16 protein-coding genes and 1 riboswitch are annotated in these 16,869 nt (G+C 37.3%); of the genes, 14 read left to right on the plus strand and 2 right to left on the minus strand.

All coding sequences use genetic code 11. The annotated features are described in order from the left end of the window. Positions 1-69 precede the first annotated feature (69 nt). Positions 70-1,215, plus strand: a complete 1,146-nt coding sequence (locus tag OXT66_RS04715; RefSeq protein WP_268596185.1) for a THUMP domain-containing class I SAM-dependent RNA methyltransferase — start codon at positions 70-72, stop codon at positions 1,213-1,215. Between the two features lie 30 nt (positions 1,216-1,245). On the opposite strand, the gene OXT66_RS04720 is transcribed toward OXT66_RS04715, so the two are convergent. Continuing rightward, entirely contained in the window at positions 1,246-1,632 is a 387-nt protein-coding gene (locus OXT66_RS04720; RefSeq protein WP_268596187.1) for a ribonuclease HI family protein, read from the minus strand. A 37-nt stretch (positions 1,633-1,669) separates the two neighbouring features. Between OXT66_RS04720 and OXT66_RS04725 the strand changes: the two genes are divergently transcribed. From OXT66_RS04725 to OXT66_RS04755, 7 genes are all read left to right on the plus strand, one after another. Next, the gene (locus OXT66_RS04725) at positions 1,670-2,056 is read left to right on the plus strand and encodes an EbsA family protein (protein ID WP_268596189.1); all 387 of its coding nucleotides are present in this window, start codon (positions 1,670-1,672) and stop codon (positions 2,054-2,056) included. Between the two features lie 25 nt (positions 2,057-2,081). After that, positions 2,082-3,743: a formate--tetrahydrofolate ligase gene (locus tag OXT66_RS04730; protein WP_268596191.1), complete on the plus strand. Its 1,662-nt coding sequence runs from the start codon at positions 2,082-2,084 to the stop codon at positions 3,741-3,743. Further along, a complete protein-coding gene (gene lspA, locus OXT66_RS04735; protein WP_268596193.1) occupies positions 3,743-4,201 on the plus strand; it encodes a signal peptidase II in 459 nt (152 codons plus the stop codon). Before OXT66_RS04730 ends, lspA begins: the two co-directional genes overlap by 1 nt. Before the next feature lie 4 nt (positions 4,202-4,205). Then, positions 4,206-5,108 (plus strand): RluA family pseudouridine synthase, encoded by a 903-nt coding sequence (locus tag OXT66_RS04740; RefSeq protein WP_268596195.1) that lies wholly within the window; start codon positions 4,206-4,208, stop codon positions 5,106-5,108. Positions 5,109-5,214: 106 nt separating this feature from the next. After that, entirely contained in the window at positions 5,215-5,745 is a 531-nt protein-coding gene (pyrR, locus tag OXT66_RS04745; RefSeq protein ID WP_268596198.1) for a bifunctional pyr operon transcriptional regulator/uracil phosphoribosyltransferase PyrR, read from the plus strand. A 15-nt stretch (positions 5,746-5,760) separates the two neighbouring features. After that, positions 5,761-6,858, plus strand: coding sequence for a carbamoyl phosphate synthase small subunit (locus tag OXT66_RS04750; RefSeq protein WP_268596200.1), 1,098 nt, complete (start codon positions 5,761-5,763; stop codon positions 6,856-6,858). Next, positions 6,842-9,349: an ATP-grasp domain-containing protein gene (locus OXT66_RS04755; protein ID WP_268596202.1), complete on the plus strand. Its 2,508-nt coding sequence runs from the start codon at positions 6,842-6,844 to the stop codon at positions 9,347-9,349. Before OXT66_RS04750 ends, OXT66_RS04755 begins: the two co-directional genes overlap by 17 nt. Positions 9,350-9,407: 58 nt before the next feature. On the opposite strand, the gene OXT66_RS04760 is transcribed toward OXT66_RS04755, so the two are convergent. Then, a complete protein-coding gene (locus OXT66_RS04760) occupies positions 9,408-11,114 on the minus strand; it encodes an Rqc2 family fibronectin-binding protein (protein ID WP_268596204.1) in 1,707 nt (568 codons plus the stop codon). Between the two features lie 147 nt (positions 11,115-11,261). Between OXT66_RS04760 and OXT66_RS04765 the strand changes: the two genes are divergently transcribed. The 6 genes from OXT66_RS04765 to OXT66_RS04790 all read left to right on the plus strand — a co-directional run bounded on the left by OXT66_RS04765 (position 11,262) and on the right by OXT66_RS04790 (position 16,813). Continuing rightward, entirely contained in the window at positions 11,262-11,681 is a 420-nt protein-coding gene (locus tag OXT66_RS04765) for a MarR family winged helix-turn-helix transcriptional regulator (RefSeq protein WP_268596206.1), read from the plus strand. A gap of 16 nt (positions 11,682-11,697) precedes the next feature. Next, on the plus strand, positions 11,698-12,573 hold the full coding sequence (locus OXT66_RS04770; RefSeq protein WP_268596208.1) for a DegV family protein: 876 nt from the start codon (positions 11,698-11,700) through the stop codon (positions 12,571-12,573). An 88-nt stretch (positions 12,574-12,661) separates the two neighbouring features. Then, positions 12,662-12,759, plus strand: a riboswitch (THF riboswitch). 55 nt (positions 12,760-12,814) lie between these two features. Next, complete coding sequence (locus OXT66_RS04775; RefSeq protein ID WP_327058998.1) at positions 12,815-13,357, plus strand: folate family ECF transporter S component; 543 nt, start codon at positions 12,815-12,817, stop codon at positions 13,355-13,357. A gap of 118 nt (positions 13,358-13,475) precedes the next feature. Next, positions 13,476-13,916 (plus strand): hypothetical protein, encoded by a 441-nt coding sequence (locus tag OXT66_RS04780; protein WP_268596210.1) that lies wholly within the window; start codon positions 13,476-13,478, stop codon positions 13,914-13,916. 69 nt (positions 13,917-13,985) lie between these two features. Next, on the plus strand, positions 13,986-15,053 hold the full coding sequence (locus tag OXT66_RS04785) for a hypothetical protein (RefSeq protein ID WP_268596211.1): 1,068 nt from the start codon (positions 13,986-13,988) through the stop codon (positions 15,051-15,053). 404 nt (positions 15,054-15,457) lie between these two features. Beyond that, positions 15,458-16,813 carry a gluconate:H+ symporter gene (locus OXT66_RS04790; protein ID WP_054669724.1) on the plus strand — a complete coding sequence of 452 codons (1,356 nt, stop codon included), beginning with the start codon at positions 15,458-15,460 and terminating at the stop codon, positions 16,811-16,813. The last annotated feature ends 56 nt before the right edge of the window (positions 16,814-16,869 follow it).

Genomic DNA, 16,869 nt, shown 5'->3' on the forward strand with positions numbered 1-16,869 from the left:
ATGGTGGGAGCTTGCTCCCACTTTTTTATTACCATCAAATAAATTTGACACCCCAAGGGGGACTTAATAATGGAATTTAATTTAATCGCTACTTGTGCGGCCGGCATTGAAGCATTGGTAGGAAAAGAACTACGTGATTTAGGTTATGAAACCCAAGTTGAAAACGGCCGAGTTCGGTTTACCGGAACTGAAAAAGACATCATTCAAACTAATTTATGGTTACGTACAGCCGATCGAATCAAAATTGTGGTAACTGAATTTCCGGCCACTACTTTTGAAGATTTGTTTGAAAATACTAAGGCTATTAAGTGGGAAACAATGTTACCAATGGACGCTGCCTTTCCAGTAGAGGGGCGTTCTCACAATTCAAAATTACACAGCGTCCCAGATGTTCAACGCATTGTTAAAAAAGCAATTGTTGACGAATTAAGCGAAGCTTATCATCGTCGTGGTCGCTTAGCAGAAACTGGCGCTACTTATCCGTTAGAAATTGTCATGAATAAAGACCAAGCCATGATTACCTTAGACACTACTGGTCCTAGTTTATTTAAACGAGGTTACCGAGTAGAAAAAGGGCCCGCACCCTTGAAAGAAAACATGGCCGCTGCTTTGGTAATGCTAACCAACTGGTATCCTGATATGCCATTCTTAGATCCATTTTGTGGTTCAGGAACAATTGCAATTGAAGCAGCTTTAATCGCTAGAAATATCGCTCCTGGTTTTAACCGGGATTTTGCCTTTGAAGCCTGGGATTTAATTGATGACCAATTAACCCAACAATTGCGAGATGAAGCCGATTCCAAGGCAGACTACGACAGTGAATTAAATATTATGGCTAGTGATATTGATGGTTCTATGATCGAAATCGCTAAAAAGAACGCCTTAGAAGCTGGAGTCTTTGCTGATATTAACTTCAAACAAGTTGCTGTTGCTGACTTTAAGACTGATCTTATTAACGGAGTAGTAGTGGGTAACCCTCCTTATGGCGAACGAATGGCTGATAAGGACAAGGTTACTCAGTTATACCAACAAATGGGTAAGGTCTTTAAGCCAATGACTAGTTGGTCTAAGTATTTCTTAACCAGTGATTTAGACTTCGAAACCGCCTATGGCCAAAAAGCCACTAAAAAACGGAAACTTTATAATGGTGCTTTACGTGTTGATTATTATCAATACTGGGGCAAAAAAATTCGACCACAGCAAACAAATGCGTGATCGCTTCTAAAATATGCTAAAATATTAGTGTTATGATTTCCTTAAAGCTTGCAACGCCAGACGATGAGCTCCTTCATTTTGCCGATCAGCAATCCATTGGTTGACAACCACTGCGTATTGATCTTCTAACTGAAGGAGCTGGCTTAACTCTTCAACATAGTGTTTGGAATATTCCTTGTTTAAACTATCAATCACTATTCGACTATCGCTATAAAATAAGATGGGTTGATCGGGTAAAGTTAATTCTTGTAAGGCATTAAACCCAAAATGAGCAGCCAAAAATTCTGCTTGATGGTTATTTGTTGCGTTAACTTTAGTTTTAAATTGCATTTGGGTACCATCTACAACTATTAAAGCTCCAACAGCAGCTAAACCACTATGGGGATCATAAGCTCCATCAGTATATAATTTAATCATTTTTACCTCGTTGTATTTACCAGATTGGAGGAGGACAATGTCGACTCAAAAACGTAAATTTTTGTACCAACCAGCTCCATTATCCAGCATTATTTGCTGGAGCTGGACTCTCATTATTTTCTTTGTTGGCATTATTATATGGCTTGAGATTACACATTTTCAATGGATAACGTTATTCTTCTTAGCATTTTTTTGCTTAGTTAGTTGGGCAGAGATCCGGTTTAGAACCGTTTCAATTGACCAAGGAGTAATGTCTATCAGCCGTTTAATTAATCCCAAGTCCTTGGTGGTCAACGTTTCTGAAGTAAAGCGGGTAAGTATGTCTAAACATCAAATTGGTTTTATCGCTCAGGGTAAGATTTATCATTTGATTATGCCTGCTAATTCGGTCATCGAACTTAATGAGTTAATTACTAACAACTAACTTTTAACTCGGAGGTTTTTTAACAATGAAAAGCGATATTGAAATTTCTCAAACCACTAAAATGGACCCTATTTTTGAAATAGCCCAAAAACTAGATATTAATACTGATTCTCTGGAACAGTATGGAAATTATAAAGCTAAAGTTAGCGTGCCGCTGGCTTCACAAGATGTCAAAAGTAAATTGGTATTAGTAACCTCCATTAATCCTACTAGTGCCGGAGAAGGTAAAACTACGGTCAGCGTTGGTTTAGGTGACGCATTGTCCCTTCTAGGTCAGCGAACTGCGCTGGCCTTACGGGAACCATCTTTAGGTCCGGTAATGGGCTTAAAGGGGGGCGCTACAGGTGGCGGTTACTCCCAAGTTGTGCCAATGGAAGATATTAATTTACACTTTACAGGAGATTTTCATGCCATTACCGAAGCTCATGATACTTTAGCCGCACTAGTAGACAACCATATCCAACATGGTAATCAATTAAACATTGATCCACGACAAATTGTTTGGAAGCGGGTATTAGACGTTAACGATCGTGAGTTACGCCAAACTGTCATTGGACTAGGCGGCAAAACTTCCGGGGTTCCGCGTCAGGATGGTTTTGATATTACGGTTGCTTCTGAAATCATGGCTATTTTATGTTTAGCTAGCGACTTAGAAGATTTAAAACGCCGGATCAGTAAAATTATTATTGGTTACACATACGATGGTGAGGTCGTAACCGTTGCTGATTTAAAGGTGCAAGGAGCATTGACTTTACTCTTAAAAGACGCAATCAAGCCCAACTTGGTTCAAACGTTAGAACACACTCCCGCCTTTATTCATGGCGGTCCTTTTGCAAATATCGCTCATGGTTGCAATAGTATCTTAGCTACCCAAGCTGGTTTAACCACCGCTGACTACACTGTCACCGAAGCCGGTTTTGGTTCTGATCTAGGTGGCGAAAAATTCATGGATATTGCCGCTCCAGCGATTGGGAAACGACCAGATGTAGTGGTCGTAGTAGCTACTATTCGAGCTCTTAAACTTAACGGTGGACAAGATGCTAAAGAATTAAAGCATGAAGACTTAGCCGCCCTTAAAGCAGGGGTAGTTAACTTAAAGCGTCATGTCCAAAACATGCAACAGTTTGGGCAGCCAGTCGTTGTAGGAATTAACAAATTTGCCACGGATAGTGAAGCAGAAGTGAAGTTCTTACATCAATACGTAGCCGACGAACTCCACGTAGCAATTGCTGAAGTTGATTGCTTTAGCGAGGGTGGTAAGGGAGCAGTTGATTTAGCTAATCTCGTTATCGAAAATAGTGAAACGTCTTTCACTCCTCAAAACATCTACGATGCTAATGATTCATTAGTAGAAAAATTAACTAAAGTAACTCAAAAAGTTTACGGTGGCAAAAACGTAGAGTTAACTACCGCTGCTAAAAAGCAATTAAAACAAATTGAAAAACTAGGTTATGCTCACTTACCAGTTTGCATGGCTAAAACTCAATATTCATTTAGCGACGATCCCAAACTATTGGGGGCACCATCTGATTTTACTATTACAGTTAGAGAATTACAGATTAAAGCGGGAGCAGGCTTTATCGTGGCCATTACCGGCAATATTTTAACCATGCCTGGACTACCATCTCACCCTGCAGCATTAGATATGGATATCAGTGCTGATGGAACTATCACAGGACTATTTTAATGGCAGCTAAAATCAAGCCCATCCTAAAATATTGGTTATTGGCGCTTTTATTAGTTGGACTAGATCAATTAGTAAAGTATTTAACCACTGCTAATCTAGCCTTAGGACAGGTCAAATCAGTAATCACAAATGTTTTATCCATCACTTATTTACAAAATGATGGGGCTGCTTGGAGTATTTTAATCGGCCAACGCTGGTTATTTATTTTGATCGCTACCGTAGCCATTATTTTAATTACGGTGTTAATGCTTCACTTTAATAATCAATGGAAATATTTATTAGGACTGTCATTAGTCTTGGCCGGTACAATTGGTAATTTACTTGATCGAATTATTAACGGGTACGTTGTTGATATGTTTCAATTAGATTTTATCAATTTCCCCATTTTTAATTGTGCTGACTTATTTTTAACCATTGGAATTGCATGGCTAGCCATTTTAATTATCAGAGAGGATTAACAACGTGCAAACGTATAAAATCACAACCGAATCAGGAAGAATAGACAAAGTAGCTGCAGAACTAGATCCAACTTTGTCTCGTTCTGCAGCTAAGGAAATGATTGATGCTGGACTTATCAAAGTTAATGATGTTGTTGTCAAAGCTAAGACTACGGTTCAACCAGGAGACCTTGTTTCTGTTGCAGCTAGAGAACCAGAAACCTTGGAAGTAATTCCTGAAGACATCCCCTTAGATATTGTCTACGAAGATGATGACGTTATTGTAGTGAATAAGCCACAAGGAATGGTAGTTCACCCAGCGCCAGGACATACCAGTCATACCTTAGTAAATGCACTTTTATTTCATAGCCCGCTTTCAACCATTAACGGCACTTACCGTCCGGGGATCGTTCATCGTATTGACAAAGACACTTCTGGTTTATTGATGGTTGCTAAAAACGACAACGCCCATCAATCATTATCTGCGCAACTAAAAGCTAAAACAAACTTAAGAAAGTACATTGCTCTAGTTCACGGTATTATTGAAGAAGACGAGGGTACGATTAATGCACCTTTGGGGCGGTCTCCTAAAGATCGTAAAAAACAAGCTATCGTTGCTAACGGGCGTGAAGCAGTTACCCATTTCAAAGTTCTAGAACGCTTTGAACACTACACACTAATTGAGTGTCAACTAGAAACTGGTAGAACTCATCAAATTCGGGTGCACTTAAAGTACATTAATCATCCGATTGCAGGGGACCCCATTTATGGTCCTAAGAAAACCTTAAAGGGCAATGGCCAGTTCTTGCACGCTGGGGAATTAGGCTTTACCCATCCAGTAACAGGAGAATTTTTAACCTTTGAGGCACCATTACCAGCTGTTTTTAAGCAGACCTTAGATCAATTACGCTTAAATGATAAAAGCTAACTTGACAATCGTTTCGTAGTTCCATATTCTAAATTTAATGACATTGTATTAACCGGGAAAGTACCACTTCCCGGTTTTAGCATATCTACAAGTAAAGGAGAACATAATGGGCAAAATCATTTTAGATCAAATGGCAATGCAACGAGCATTAACTCGAATCACCTATGAAATTATCGAAAAAAATAAAGGGGTAGAAGATCTCGTCTTGATCGGAATTAAAACTAGGGGCGTTTATTTAGCTCAACGAATCGCTAGTCGATTAGAGCAATTAGAAAACGTCTCCGTTCCCGTTGGCGAATTAGATATAACTAATTACCGCGACGATATTGAACATGATTCAACTGATGCTACGTTAACCATTGATAATAATACTGATGTGTCTATTGAAGGAAAAAGAGTGGTTATTGTTGATGATGTTTTATACACTGGTCGAACAGTTCGAGCTGCATTAAGTGCTATCATGGATTCTGGTAGACCTAAATTAATTAATTTGGCGGTTCTAGTTGACCGAGGTCATCGAGAATTACCAATTCGAGCTGACTTTGTAGGTAAAAATATTCCTAGTTCTCAAAAAGAAAAAATTAAAGTGACAGTAAGTGAAATTGATGGTAAAGATGCGGTAGAAATTACAAAATAAATGGTGGGTTAAACTATGCCAACAAAACGATATTTAATTCTTTCTGATGGAACCAGTTATGCTGGCCAAGCATTTGGCTCATTAGCTACTACTACTGGTGAAATCATCACTAATTCAACAATGAATGGGTATCAAGAAATTATTACTAATCAAGTTCACCATAATCAAATTATTGTTTTCACTCAACCTTCAATTGGCAATACCGGCTTAGATCAAAATGCTTACGAATCTATTTTGCCAACTGCCAAGGGAGTTGTGGTGCGAGAATACGAAAATTTGGCTACGGATCATTTAAAACGAATTTCTTTGGATCGCTACCTCAAACAACATGGTATCCCTGGCATTTACGGTATTGATACTAGACAATTACGCCACCATTTACAGCAAACGGGAACCCTGACTGCTAGTATCGTAGATGTTAATGATGAACATGCCTTTGATCAGCTAACTGCTACGGTTTTGACTAATCAACAAGTACCTCAAGTAGCTACGCCTAAACCTTATCCTAACCCAGGAGAAGGTGATAACGTAGTAGTCGTTGATTTTGGGTTAAAACACGGTATATTAAGGGAATTAGCCAAACGAAACTGTAACGTAACCGTAGTTCCTTGGAACACTACTAGCGAACGCATTTTGGATTTAGATCCTGATGGAGTAGTCTTGTCTACCGGTCCTGGATCACCTAACAATTTACCAGATTCGGTTTTAACCATGATTCAAGAGATTCAAAGTGCAGTGCCACTGATGGCAATTGGGTTAGGTCACCAACTGTTCGGACGGGCGAATGGAGCTACTGCACTTTCGTTACCGGTGGAACACCATGGTAGCAATCATCCTATTAAAGAAATCATTACCAATGAAACTTTTTATGCTGATCAAGAGCAGGGGTATGAATTAGACACTACTTCCGTGGATCACTCTCGATTATTTATCACCTATATTGATGTTATTAATGGCAGTATTCAGGGTCTTCGTCATCGTGACTATCCAGCTTTTTCAGTGGAATTTTTACCAGATGGCGCTCCAGGCCCTAAAGATCGAGTAGATTTATTTGATGATTTCATTGAAATGATGGCGGTAAGGAGAAGAAACAATAATGGTGCTACATATTAATAAAGTTTTATTAGTCGGTAGTGGCGCAACTAGTATTGGAAACGAAAATGAATTAGACGCAGCCGCATTTGAAAAGTTAATGGCTTTTAAAAAAATGGGCACCAAAGTATTGTACCTAGACGATAACCCATTTTCAGTAGTCAGTGACGAAATTCAACCAGCTGATGTTTTCATGCAGCAAATTAATTTGGAAAACATTGTTAATTTGATTATTCGCCAACAACCGGATGCGCTTTTGTTTAGCGTGTCCGGATTAAAGGGCCAAACTATTGCTAATCAGTTAATTGATTCTGGTGTGTTAGAAGAACACCATGTTACCTTACTGGGAATTTCACCAGCAGGACTGCAAACGGTAAACAATAATGATGTTCTTCGCCAAACACTAACTCAAATTAATGAGCGGGTAATTGCCTCTAAAACCGTTGAATCAGATGAGGAAGCCATAAAATTTGTGCGTGAAATTGGGTTTCCGGTAATTGTTAAACCTATCTCGCACATTCATGATACCAGCAGAATTATTTGTTTCAATACAGATGATTTAGAAGCAGCATTAGAATACAGTTTTGACCGCGCTTATATTACCCAATGTTCTATCGAGCAAAGCATCGTGGGTTATAAAGAAATTGAAATGGTGGGAATTAGAGACTCTAGTGGAAATAAAATTTTAATATCTGGGCTCGAAGATATGGATCCAGTAGGAATTCATTCTGGGGATTCCATTATTTTTGCACCTACTCAAACCTTAATTAATGAAGAATATCAACGATTACGAACTGCTACATTCAAAATTATGGACACTTTGGGTATTACAGGCAGTTGTCACGTTCAATTTGCCCAGAGTAGAACCAATGAAGAATTTTACGTAACCAAGGTGAGCCCGTTCTTTACCAGAAATACTAGTTTGGCGGCTAAGGCAAGTGGCTATCCAGTCGCTTATATTTCCACTTTTCTAGAAGCCGGTTTTACATTGGCTGAAGTTAAACTGCCCGCTAAGTACAGTCAAATTAAACCATTGATGGAACCTACGTTAGACCATATCTTGGTTAAAATTCCTCTTTGGCCGTTTGAAGATATTCCGGATGCAGATCAACATCTAAACACCATAATGAAATCAGTAGGCTCAACCATTGGGGTTGGCAGAACCGTTGAAGAGGCTATTATTAAAGCTATGCATAGCTCTCAATTTTCTCCACGAGACATTTTACCCAGTGTGCGCTCTATTGATGATGATGAAGTTATTAGCCAATTAATTCACCCACTAGCTAGTCGAATATTAATCTTAATTGAAGCCTTGCGACGGGGATTTTCCATTGATGATTTGGCAGAATTGACCCAAATAGATCAATTTTACTTTTACAAGCTCAATCAACTTTTAAAAGCTCAAAAATTTGTGCAAGATAATCCATTAACTGCCGAAGCCGTTTTAACTGGTCACCAGTATGGATTCGGTGATGGTATGTTAGCTGAACTATGGAGAGTGGACATTTCAGCGATAGAACAACTAAATGAAGCTAATGATTATCACGTTACCTATAAAGAAATTGAACCTAGTGCAGGAGAATTTCTAGAAAATACTAACATTTTTTATAGCAGCTACGAGCTAGAAAATGAAAGTCAGCCATTTGATAAGAAAACGGCACTAGTAATTGGACGCGGAGGTAATCAATTAGGACCTAATACCGGTGCTGATTATTATACTTCGCAAACCTTAATTCAATTGCATAAATCTGGTTATAAAACTATTATCATGAATAATAACCCCAATGCGGTATCACTTAGTCCGCAACTTAGTGATAAACAATATATTGAGCCTATTCAACTGGGTAATATCTTGAATATTATCAAATTAGAACAACCCGAGGTAATTATTCTGCCAGGTAATCGACACTACCTAGCCAAGCAACTTAAAAAACGTAAAGGATTAAAGATCATTGTTTTACCACCTGATCAAGATATTGCTCAAGTAGTGCGTCCTAAAGTTACTACAGCAGTCGATTTCTTTATTGATGGTACTCAAATTATTCCCATTGCTTCTATTTCTTACGGTGTAGCTAGTCACAAAGAAACACATGAATATAATACTAACTACCAACTGCCTATGAAGAACTTCGCTAAGGATCAAGAGACTTTAACGAATATTGGTAAAGAAAAATTAGCTACTGATGATTGGCAGGGGCTAGTTCAAGTTCTTTTTGAACAACAGGATTCTGGGGAGTATGAATTTGCTGGAATTCGACCAATCAGAATTACCGAAACTGCCTTTTTAACTAAGGCAACCGGCATTAACTGGGTACGAGTATTAGTGAAAAAATACTTAACTGGAGTAGATTCAGAAAGATTAAAACAAGATCTTCAGTTAAGATCAAAGCCTAATCGCTATGCTACCATGACTGGTCATTTTCCATTTAGTCAGTTAGGAGCTAGACGTCATGCAGGATCAAGTACTCAAGAAATTGGGGCAACTATTGAATTTAAGTCAGTAGAGTACTAATTTAACTAAAAAAGCAATAACTAACAGTTAAACTGTTAGTTATTGCTTTTTAATTTGATTATTCATGCAGTTGTTGAACTAATTGCGGGTCTGGATCCACCAATACATTAGTCTGGCCTTCATAAATTACAAAGCCCGGTTTAGTTCCATTTGGTTTCTTAATAGCTCTCACTTTAACATAATCTACCGGTACTTTAGTACTGCTTCTAGCCTTAGAAAAATAAGCGGCTAAACTAGCAGCTTCAAGTAAAGTTTGCTCTGATGGCTCAAAATCACGGATAATTACGTGAGAACCAGGGAGGTCCTTAACGTGTAACCAAGTATCTCGTTTATCGGCAAAATGAAGGGTTAGTTGTTCATTTTGCAGGTTGTTTTTACCCACTAAAATCTCAGTTCCATCACTTGCAATAAATTTTTCTGGTTTATTTACTTTATGGCGTTTCTTCTTACTTTTTTGATGTTGCTCATGGTTTCTGAGATAGCCTTGCTGTTCTAATTCATACCGAATTTCTTGTAAATCTTCCGGATTGGCTAATTCAATTTGAGCCTGGATATTTTCAAAATAATTAATTTCAGCCTTAGTTTCCTTGATTTGTTCCGTCAAATAAGAAATGGCATTTTTTAGTTTTTGGTAGCGTTTAAAGTATTTTTGAGCATTTTCAGACGGAGAAATTTGGTTAGACAGAGCAATTTTAATTGGTTTGTTTTCGGCATAAAAGTTGGGCAATTCAATTTCAGTCATTCCTCTTTGAACCTGACTAAGGTAGGTGGTTAAGATTTCACCTTTAATCCGGTATTGGTCCGCCTGGTCAGTTTCAGTTAATTCTTTTTGTAGTTTTTTCAACTTAGTTCGATTCTTTTTCAGTTGGTTTTTAACTACGTGAATTAAAACACTGCCTTTCTCCCGGACCCGATCTCGCTGAACTTGATCATGATAGAATTGGTCCAGCAATTCACTTAAAGACGAATATTCAACATTTGAAAGAGTATTTGGATACGGAAAAGCAGTATAATTATATTTGTTAGTAGCAATTTCGCTAATAGTAGGGGTTGGATGATTAAATCGTTGGAAAAATGCTGTGAAATTATCAACCAGTTCACTGGGTTCGTGAAGGTAACTTGCTAATGCCAAAGATGTGTCCTTACCAAGTCCTTGAATTTTTTGCCGCAATTGATCAGCTAAAACATCAGCATTAGGATAATCACGAACAATATTTTCAATTTCTTTAAAATTATTAACATTAAATGGATCTAATACATCTTGCTTGGGGGGATTAACATAGGTTGCTCCCGGTAATAGCGTTCTATATCTGTTAACATCACTGTTAACTCTTTTGATAGCATCGATAATTTTATTGGTGGCTTGATCAATTAAAATGATATTACTGTGTCTGGCCATAATTTCAATAATTAAGCGTAATTCTATTTGGTCTCCAATTTCATTTCGAGAACTAAAATCAAAATGTAAAACTCGGTCATTACCCGGTTGAGTAATTTGTTTTAAAATTGCGCCGTTTAAATACTTTCGAATTAGCATCGTAAAGTTGCTAGGAACATCCGGATTAACTGAAGGAATTTTCGTAATTTGGACCCGCGCATAAGTCGGGTTAGCAGATAACAGTAACTGGTGGCTTTTACCGTGGGCTCTGATTGTTAAAATCAATTCATTGGGGTATGGTTGATTAATCTTACTAATTCGACCCGTTGTAAGTTCACAGTCTAATTCGTTTCTAACTGCATGTAGAAAGGATCCGTCAAATGACATAATAATTCAGCTCGCTTTCTTTTAATTAATTATTTAGTTAACGGTGTTATAGTATACAGCACTTCTACCAGAAAAGCTAAGAGCTGCCCATTTATTTGCCCAGTGCAAATAATTATTGTATACTGTTTTTTCGGAGGTATTCTTTCAATGAAAGACACATTAGTTGTATTAAGAAGCGCTGAGAAGAAATATCAAAGAATTTTGTTGAAACTAACCAAATCAGTAGAGTTAACTATTTCTGAATGGCAGTTGTTAATTAAGGTAATAGCGGGAATTCAAACTCAAGATCAGTTGGCGGAAGCCAGTTCGTTAGATATTTCGACTCTGTCTAGACAATTAAAGAGTTTAGTAGCCAAGGATATGATCTCCAAAACTGCAATTGGTAAAGATAAGCGGCAATTAGTCTATCAAGTGACTGAAAAAGGTTCAACGGCAAATCAAAAAGTTGAACAATTATACCAGCAACTAACTGTCGATATTTTTAACCATTGGACCGATGAAGAACAGCAATTATTAAAAATCTTATTAAATCGTTTAGAACAAAGCATTAATCGGATTAAAATTTAGTAGGTAGGTGACTTAAATGAAAATCGCAGTTGTTACTGATAGTACTGCGTATTTAACCAAGCAAGAAGCAGAGCAGTATAATATCAAAGTCGTGCCCATTCCGGTAATCATTGATGGTAGAAGTTACGATGAAGGAATTGATTTAACTACAGAAGAGTTTTACGATAAGCTTCGCAACTCTAAATCATTCCCTAGTACTTCTCAGCCCCCAATGGGCGAAATGATTGAATTATATAATTCATTAGCAGATGAGGGGTATGACGCAGTTCTTAGTATCCATTTAGCAAGCACCATTTCTGGTTTCTACAATTCTTTAGAACAAATCGCTCCTACCATCGAACGAATTAAGGTAATTCCTTATGATTCTCAAATCACCGTAAAATTAATGGGATATTTAGCAATTCAAGCAAGCAAAATGGCTGCTAAAGATTATGCGGTGGATCAAATTATTGCTTACTTAGATGATTTGCGGTCTACCATTGATGAATTATTCATCGTTGATGACTTACAAAACCTAGTTCGTGGTGGTCGATTATCCAATGCTTCAGCTTTTATTGGTGGAATCTTAAAAATCAAACCATTGTTGACGTTTGATGATGATAGTCATGAGATCGTGGCATTTGAAAAAATAAGATCCCGTAAAAAAGCATTAGCAAGGGTAGAAGAATTATTTATTAAAGCCAATCAAGAAGCATCTTATCCGCTTAGAGCATTAGTGTTAAACGCTAATGATCCGGCAGCTGGAGATGCTTGGGCTAAACGAATTCAGCAATTATATCCATCAATGACGGTAGAACAGAGTTACTTTGGACCAGTCATTGGTACTCATTTAGGAGAGAAAGCCTTAGCATTAGGCTGGCTCCGTGATTTTGATAAAACAGATCAATTTTAATTAGCTATTATTTAGCAATTAATTACTTTTTATTAGTAATTAATTGCTTTTTTTGTAGGATATGCTATGCTTTAATAGTTACAAAATAAATGGGGTAGGATTCAATGCGTTAAGGACCAGCGGAACGGAATGTGAACGTTGGTAGAAGAACTTTAGGTTCGCGTCATTGTTTTCGCATTCACCAATCACTTAACTTAATATAGGTCTAGTATGGTGAGCTCCTTCGAGGAGATGTTTTTTTATGATGAAGTCAATTACAGACTCATTTACGTTTAAAAAACTACGGACATTGGATATCGTGGTTTTAGGATTGTTACTGGCAGCTGGTTTAGTGTTAAATCAACTAACGTTTGGTACTCAATTCATTCAGTTAGGATTTGGTTTTGTAGTTACGGCACTAATTAGTGCCTGGTACGGCCCGTGGTGGTCAGCGTCGGTAGCGGCCATTGCTGATATCGTGGGAACCATCTTAACTGGGGGCGTTTACTTTCCCGGTTTCACCGTTTCTGCCATCCTAGGCGCCGTTATTTACGGAATCTTTTTTTACCAACGAAAGGCAACTTGGGCTAATGTGATTATATCCCAACTCATTATTGCCGTAGTGGTCAATACGCTTTTAAACACATTGTGGCTAACTTTAATGTATAAAACTCCGTTTTGGGCTTTGGTATCTACTAGAATAGTTAAGGAAGTAATAATCACTCCCATCCAAATTATTATTTTATATTTAGTTTTAAACTCTCATTTAATAAAAAAACTAAAAAGCAGATTAAACGCTAAATAGATTGTAAAGACAGGGCTATGGCACTGTCTTTTTTTGTTGCAAGGCGTTTTGCTTATCAATTTTTTAAACTTTGATAAGATATAAATTAAGAATAATTATTAGCAATGGGACAGGGGAAATGAAAAGTAGAATGGGGGCTTCTCCAAACTTAAGAAATATTTTTATTATTTTAGCAGTGGGGTTAATCATCATCTCACCCCAAATTTTTCAACGTAGTAACTTAATGCTATATACGGATTCAGTTTTTCATCTTAGTAGATTTTATGATACTTACATGCAAATCAAGGAACATAATTTTCAACCATTCATTATGATGTACGGCTTTAATAGTACCGGTCGTTACATAAACGTCCTTTATGGACCGTTATTGGCATATTTAAACGGATTGTTACTATTCATTTTGGGATCGTACTATAAGCTCCAAATAGTAACCAATTTTTTGGTAGTAACTGCAGCAGGTTTAAATTGTCTTTATATGCTAAAAGTAGGGCAGGTAAAACCCAAATTACGGTTATATGGTGCTATTTTTTATATGACTTCGTATGCCGTTTTTGCTTAGGTTTTAAACTCAGAATTTATGGGGGTAGGAGCTGCTTTTATCCCCTTAGTAATTGCCGTTGGAATTAGAATGGCAACACAACCAAAGCAACCGGTTAAAATCAGTGAAATGATAATTGCAGTCACCATTTTAATTCAGGTTCATGTTTTATCGTCAGTGCTTTCTATTGTTGTTTTTTTGATGATTACGTTTAGTTACTCACTATTTCAATCTACTACAAATAAGAAACAGCTAATTACTAAAACCGGAATTGCAGCAGGGATAACGATTATTTTAACTATTAATATTTGGTTACCATATATTGTTTTAAGTACTCAAAACAAGTTGTTGAATCCATTTCCATACGCAGATCCACAGATGCATACCTTAAATTGGTCTGGAGCTACAGTATTACTAGTTTCTTTAATCTGTATTTTAAGTTGCGCAGTCTTATTTGTTAGCGTTAAAAACGTTAATACTAAGGCAATTAAATTTTTAGGCTGGCTCGGTATTGTTACTTTAGTGCTAGCATCTGGAATTTTTCCGTGGAATTTGTTATTTAAAACGTTTAAATTTTTGTATATTCTTCAATTTCCATTTAGGTTGGCACCAATAGCATTTTTACTATTAATTTATGCTGGGTTCATGACCTTACAAGAAATTAATTTAAATGAAATGGGCCGAAAGTTTATCATGCTTGCACTTAGAATCCTGATATGTCTGACCATTTTGCAAGGAATATCGGTTTTTACTACCATGCTGGCTAAATGGAACAATGCTAGCATCGGCTATCAAGGTCTGATGGTTAACAAAGACCGTAATGTACCGTTTAAATTGCAAAAATCGTTTGCTAGTAAAGATTTAAGCAAGCCATGGCAGCAAATCGCTAAGCCGGTGACTGATTATCTGCCAGCCACCAAACAAATGATTGCTTTAGCCAATCCAGCAGCCACTACGGATACTAAGTTAAATAACGTTCGTAAGCTAGCCAAATTATATACCAAAGTATACTTAAACAATAAGTTTACTAAGCAAGTTAAACACGGTCACATTGTAATAACTTGGCACCAAAACCAAGCTGAACCAATAACATTGCCAATTGCGCATTATAAAGGCACACGTTTTATTTTAAACGGTCATAAATTAGTTGCTAAGTAAATTAAAACTGGTTTGGCTGGTGCCTCAGTAATTAATAGCCAAGCTGGCGATAACGAAGTTAAAATTATTTACCATTTTGGGTTAAACAACTAACCATTTAAATTTTAAGAGTTAATTTGAGGGGGATAGATTTATATATATTTTACTTTACATAATATATATTATCCGAAGTAGATATATATAAATTGATTCCCCCGTTAACCCCCCTGAAGAAAATATTTTTCAGTTTGGTAACAAAAATCAATTTAGCAAACGCTTTCTTATATCATTTATAATAATTTTTTTCAATCTGATTGAATTTCGTCACCAAAAAGTCTAAAATACCCGTGTTGCTATTTTTTAAGTCGTACTTAAAAATAATGCAGACTATTAGAAATTATTTAGAGAGAAATGAGAGTGAACTTATGCCTTTTGTTGTATTGATTTTAGGTATTTTGCTGTTGTTGTTCTTAATCATTAAGTTCAAGCTGAATACCTTCGTTTCCCTTGTTGTAACTGCCATTGTAGTTGGTCTTGGATTAGGAATGAATCCAGCCCATATTGCAGATTCCATTAAAACTGGGATTGGTGGTTCCCTTGGTGAACTAGCCATTATCTTTGGCTTTGGTGCCATGGTTGGCCGTTTGGTTTCAGATGCCGGTGGTTCCTATCGAATCGCCAAAACTCTAATTGATAAATTTGGTAAAAAACGACTTCAATTAGCGATCGTTTTAGCTTCATTTATCATCGGAATGTCACTATTCTTCGAAGTTGGCTTGGTATTATTAACTCCAATCGTTTTTGCGGTTGCCTTGGAAGCAGATGTACCATTCGTATACCTTGGAATTCCAATGGCTACAGCACTATCAGCCACTCAAGGATTTTTGCCTCCACAACCAGCTCCAACCGCGGTAGCAACTGCTTTGGGTGCTAACATTGGTCAAATGCTTTTGTACGGAATTATCGTAGCCATTCCATGTGTGATCATTGCTGGTCCACTGTACACTAAGTTAGCTCAAAAATGGGTTCCAGAAGCCTTTGTAGTAAAGAAGAGCTTACCAGCTTTTGGGGAAATCAAGGAATTTGATTTAAAAGATACTCCTAGTTTTGGTTTATCCGTTTTAACCTCATTATTCCCTGTTATCTTCATGGCAATTTCTACTATCTACACTATGATCTTCATGGGTGGTAAAACCCCTGCTAACCCACATGGCTTAGACGCTATCGTGGTAATGCTTGGTAACCCAATGATTGCCATGGTAATTGCTTTGCTATTTGCCATTTGGTCAATGGGCTTTCATCGTAATAAGAGCATGAGCGAAATTACCGTTACCATTACTGAAGCCATCAAATCCATTGCTATGCTCTTGATGATTATCGGTGGTGGTGCCGCCTTCAAACAAATTTTAATTGATGGTGGTGTTGGTAAAGCTGTTCAAGACCTTATGATGCACACTAACCTTTCACCTATTATCTTAGGCTGGTTAATCGCCGTTATTTTACGGGCTTCATTAGGTTCAGCTACGGTTGCTGGTATGACCGCTGCTGGATTGGTTACTCCATTAATGAACAGTTTAGGCGCAGATCCAATCATGATGGCTTTAGCTATCGGTGCCGGATCACTTGCGTTATCTCACGTTAATGATGCTGGTTTCTGGATGTTCCAAGAATACTTCGATATTTCAGTTAAGCAAACTATGCAAATCTGGACCGTCCTAGAAACAATTATTTCTGTTGTTGGTTTATTGATGGTCTTATTACTAAACACTATCTTGCATTAATTTAATGCCAATAAAAAACCCCTTAACTTAAGTGTTAAGGGGTTTTTATTAGCTTT

This window comes from Lentilactobacillus senioris, from assembly GCF_026798195.1.
Classification (GTDB): domain Bacteria; phylum Bacillota; class Bacilli; order Lactobacillales; family Lactobacillaceae; genus Lentilactobacillus; species Lentilactobacillus senioris_A.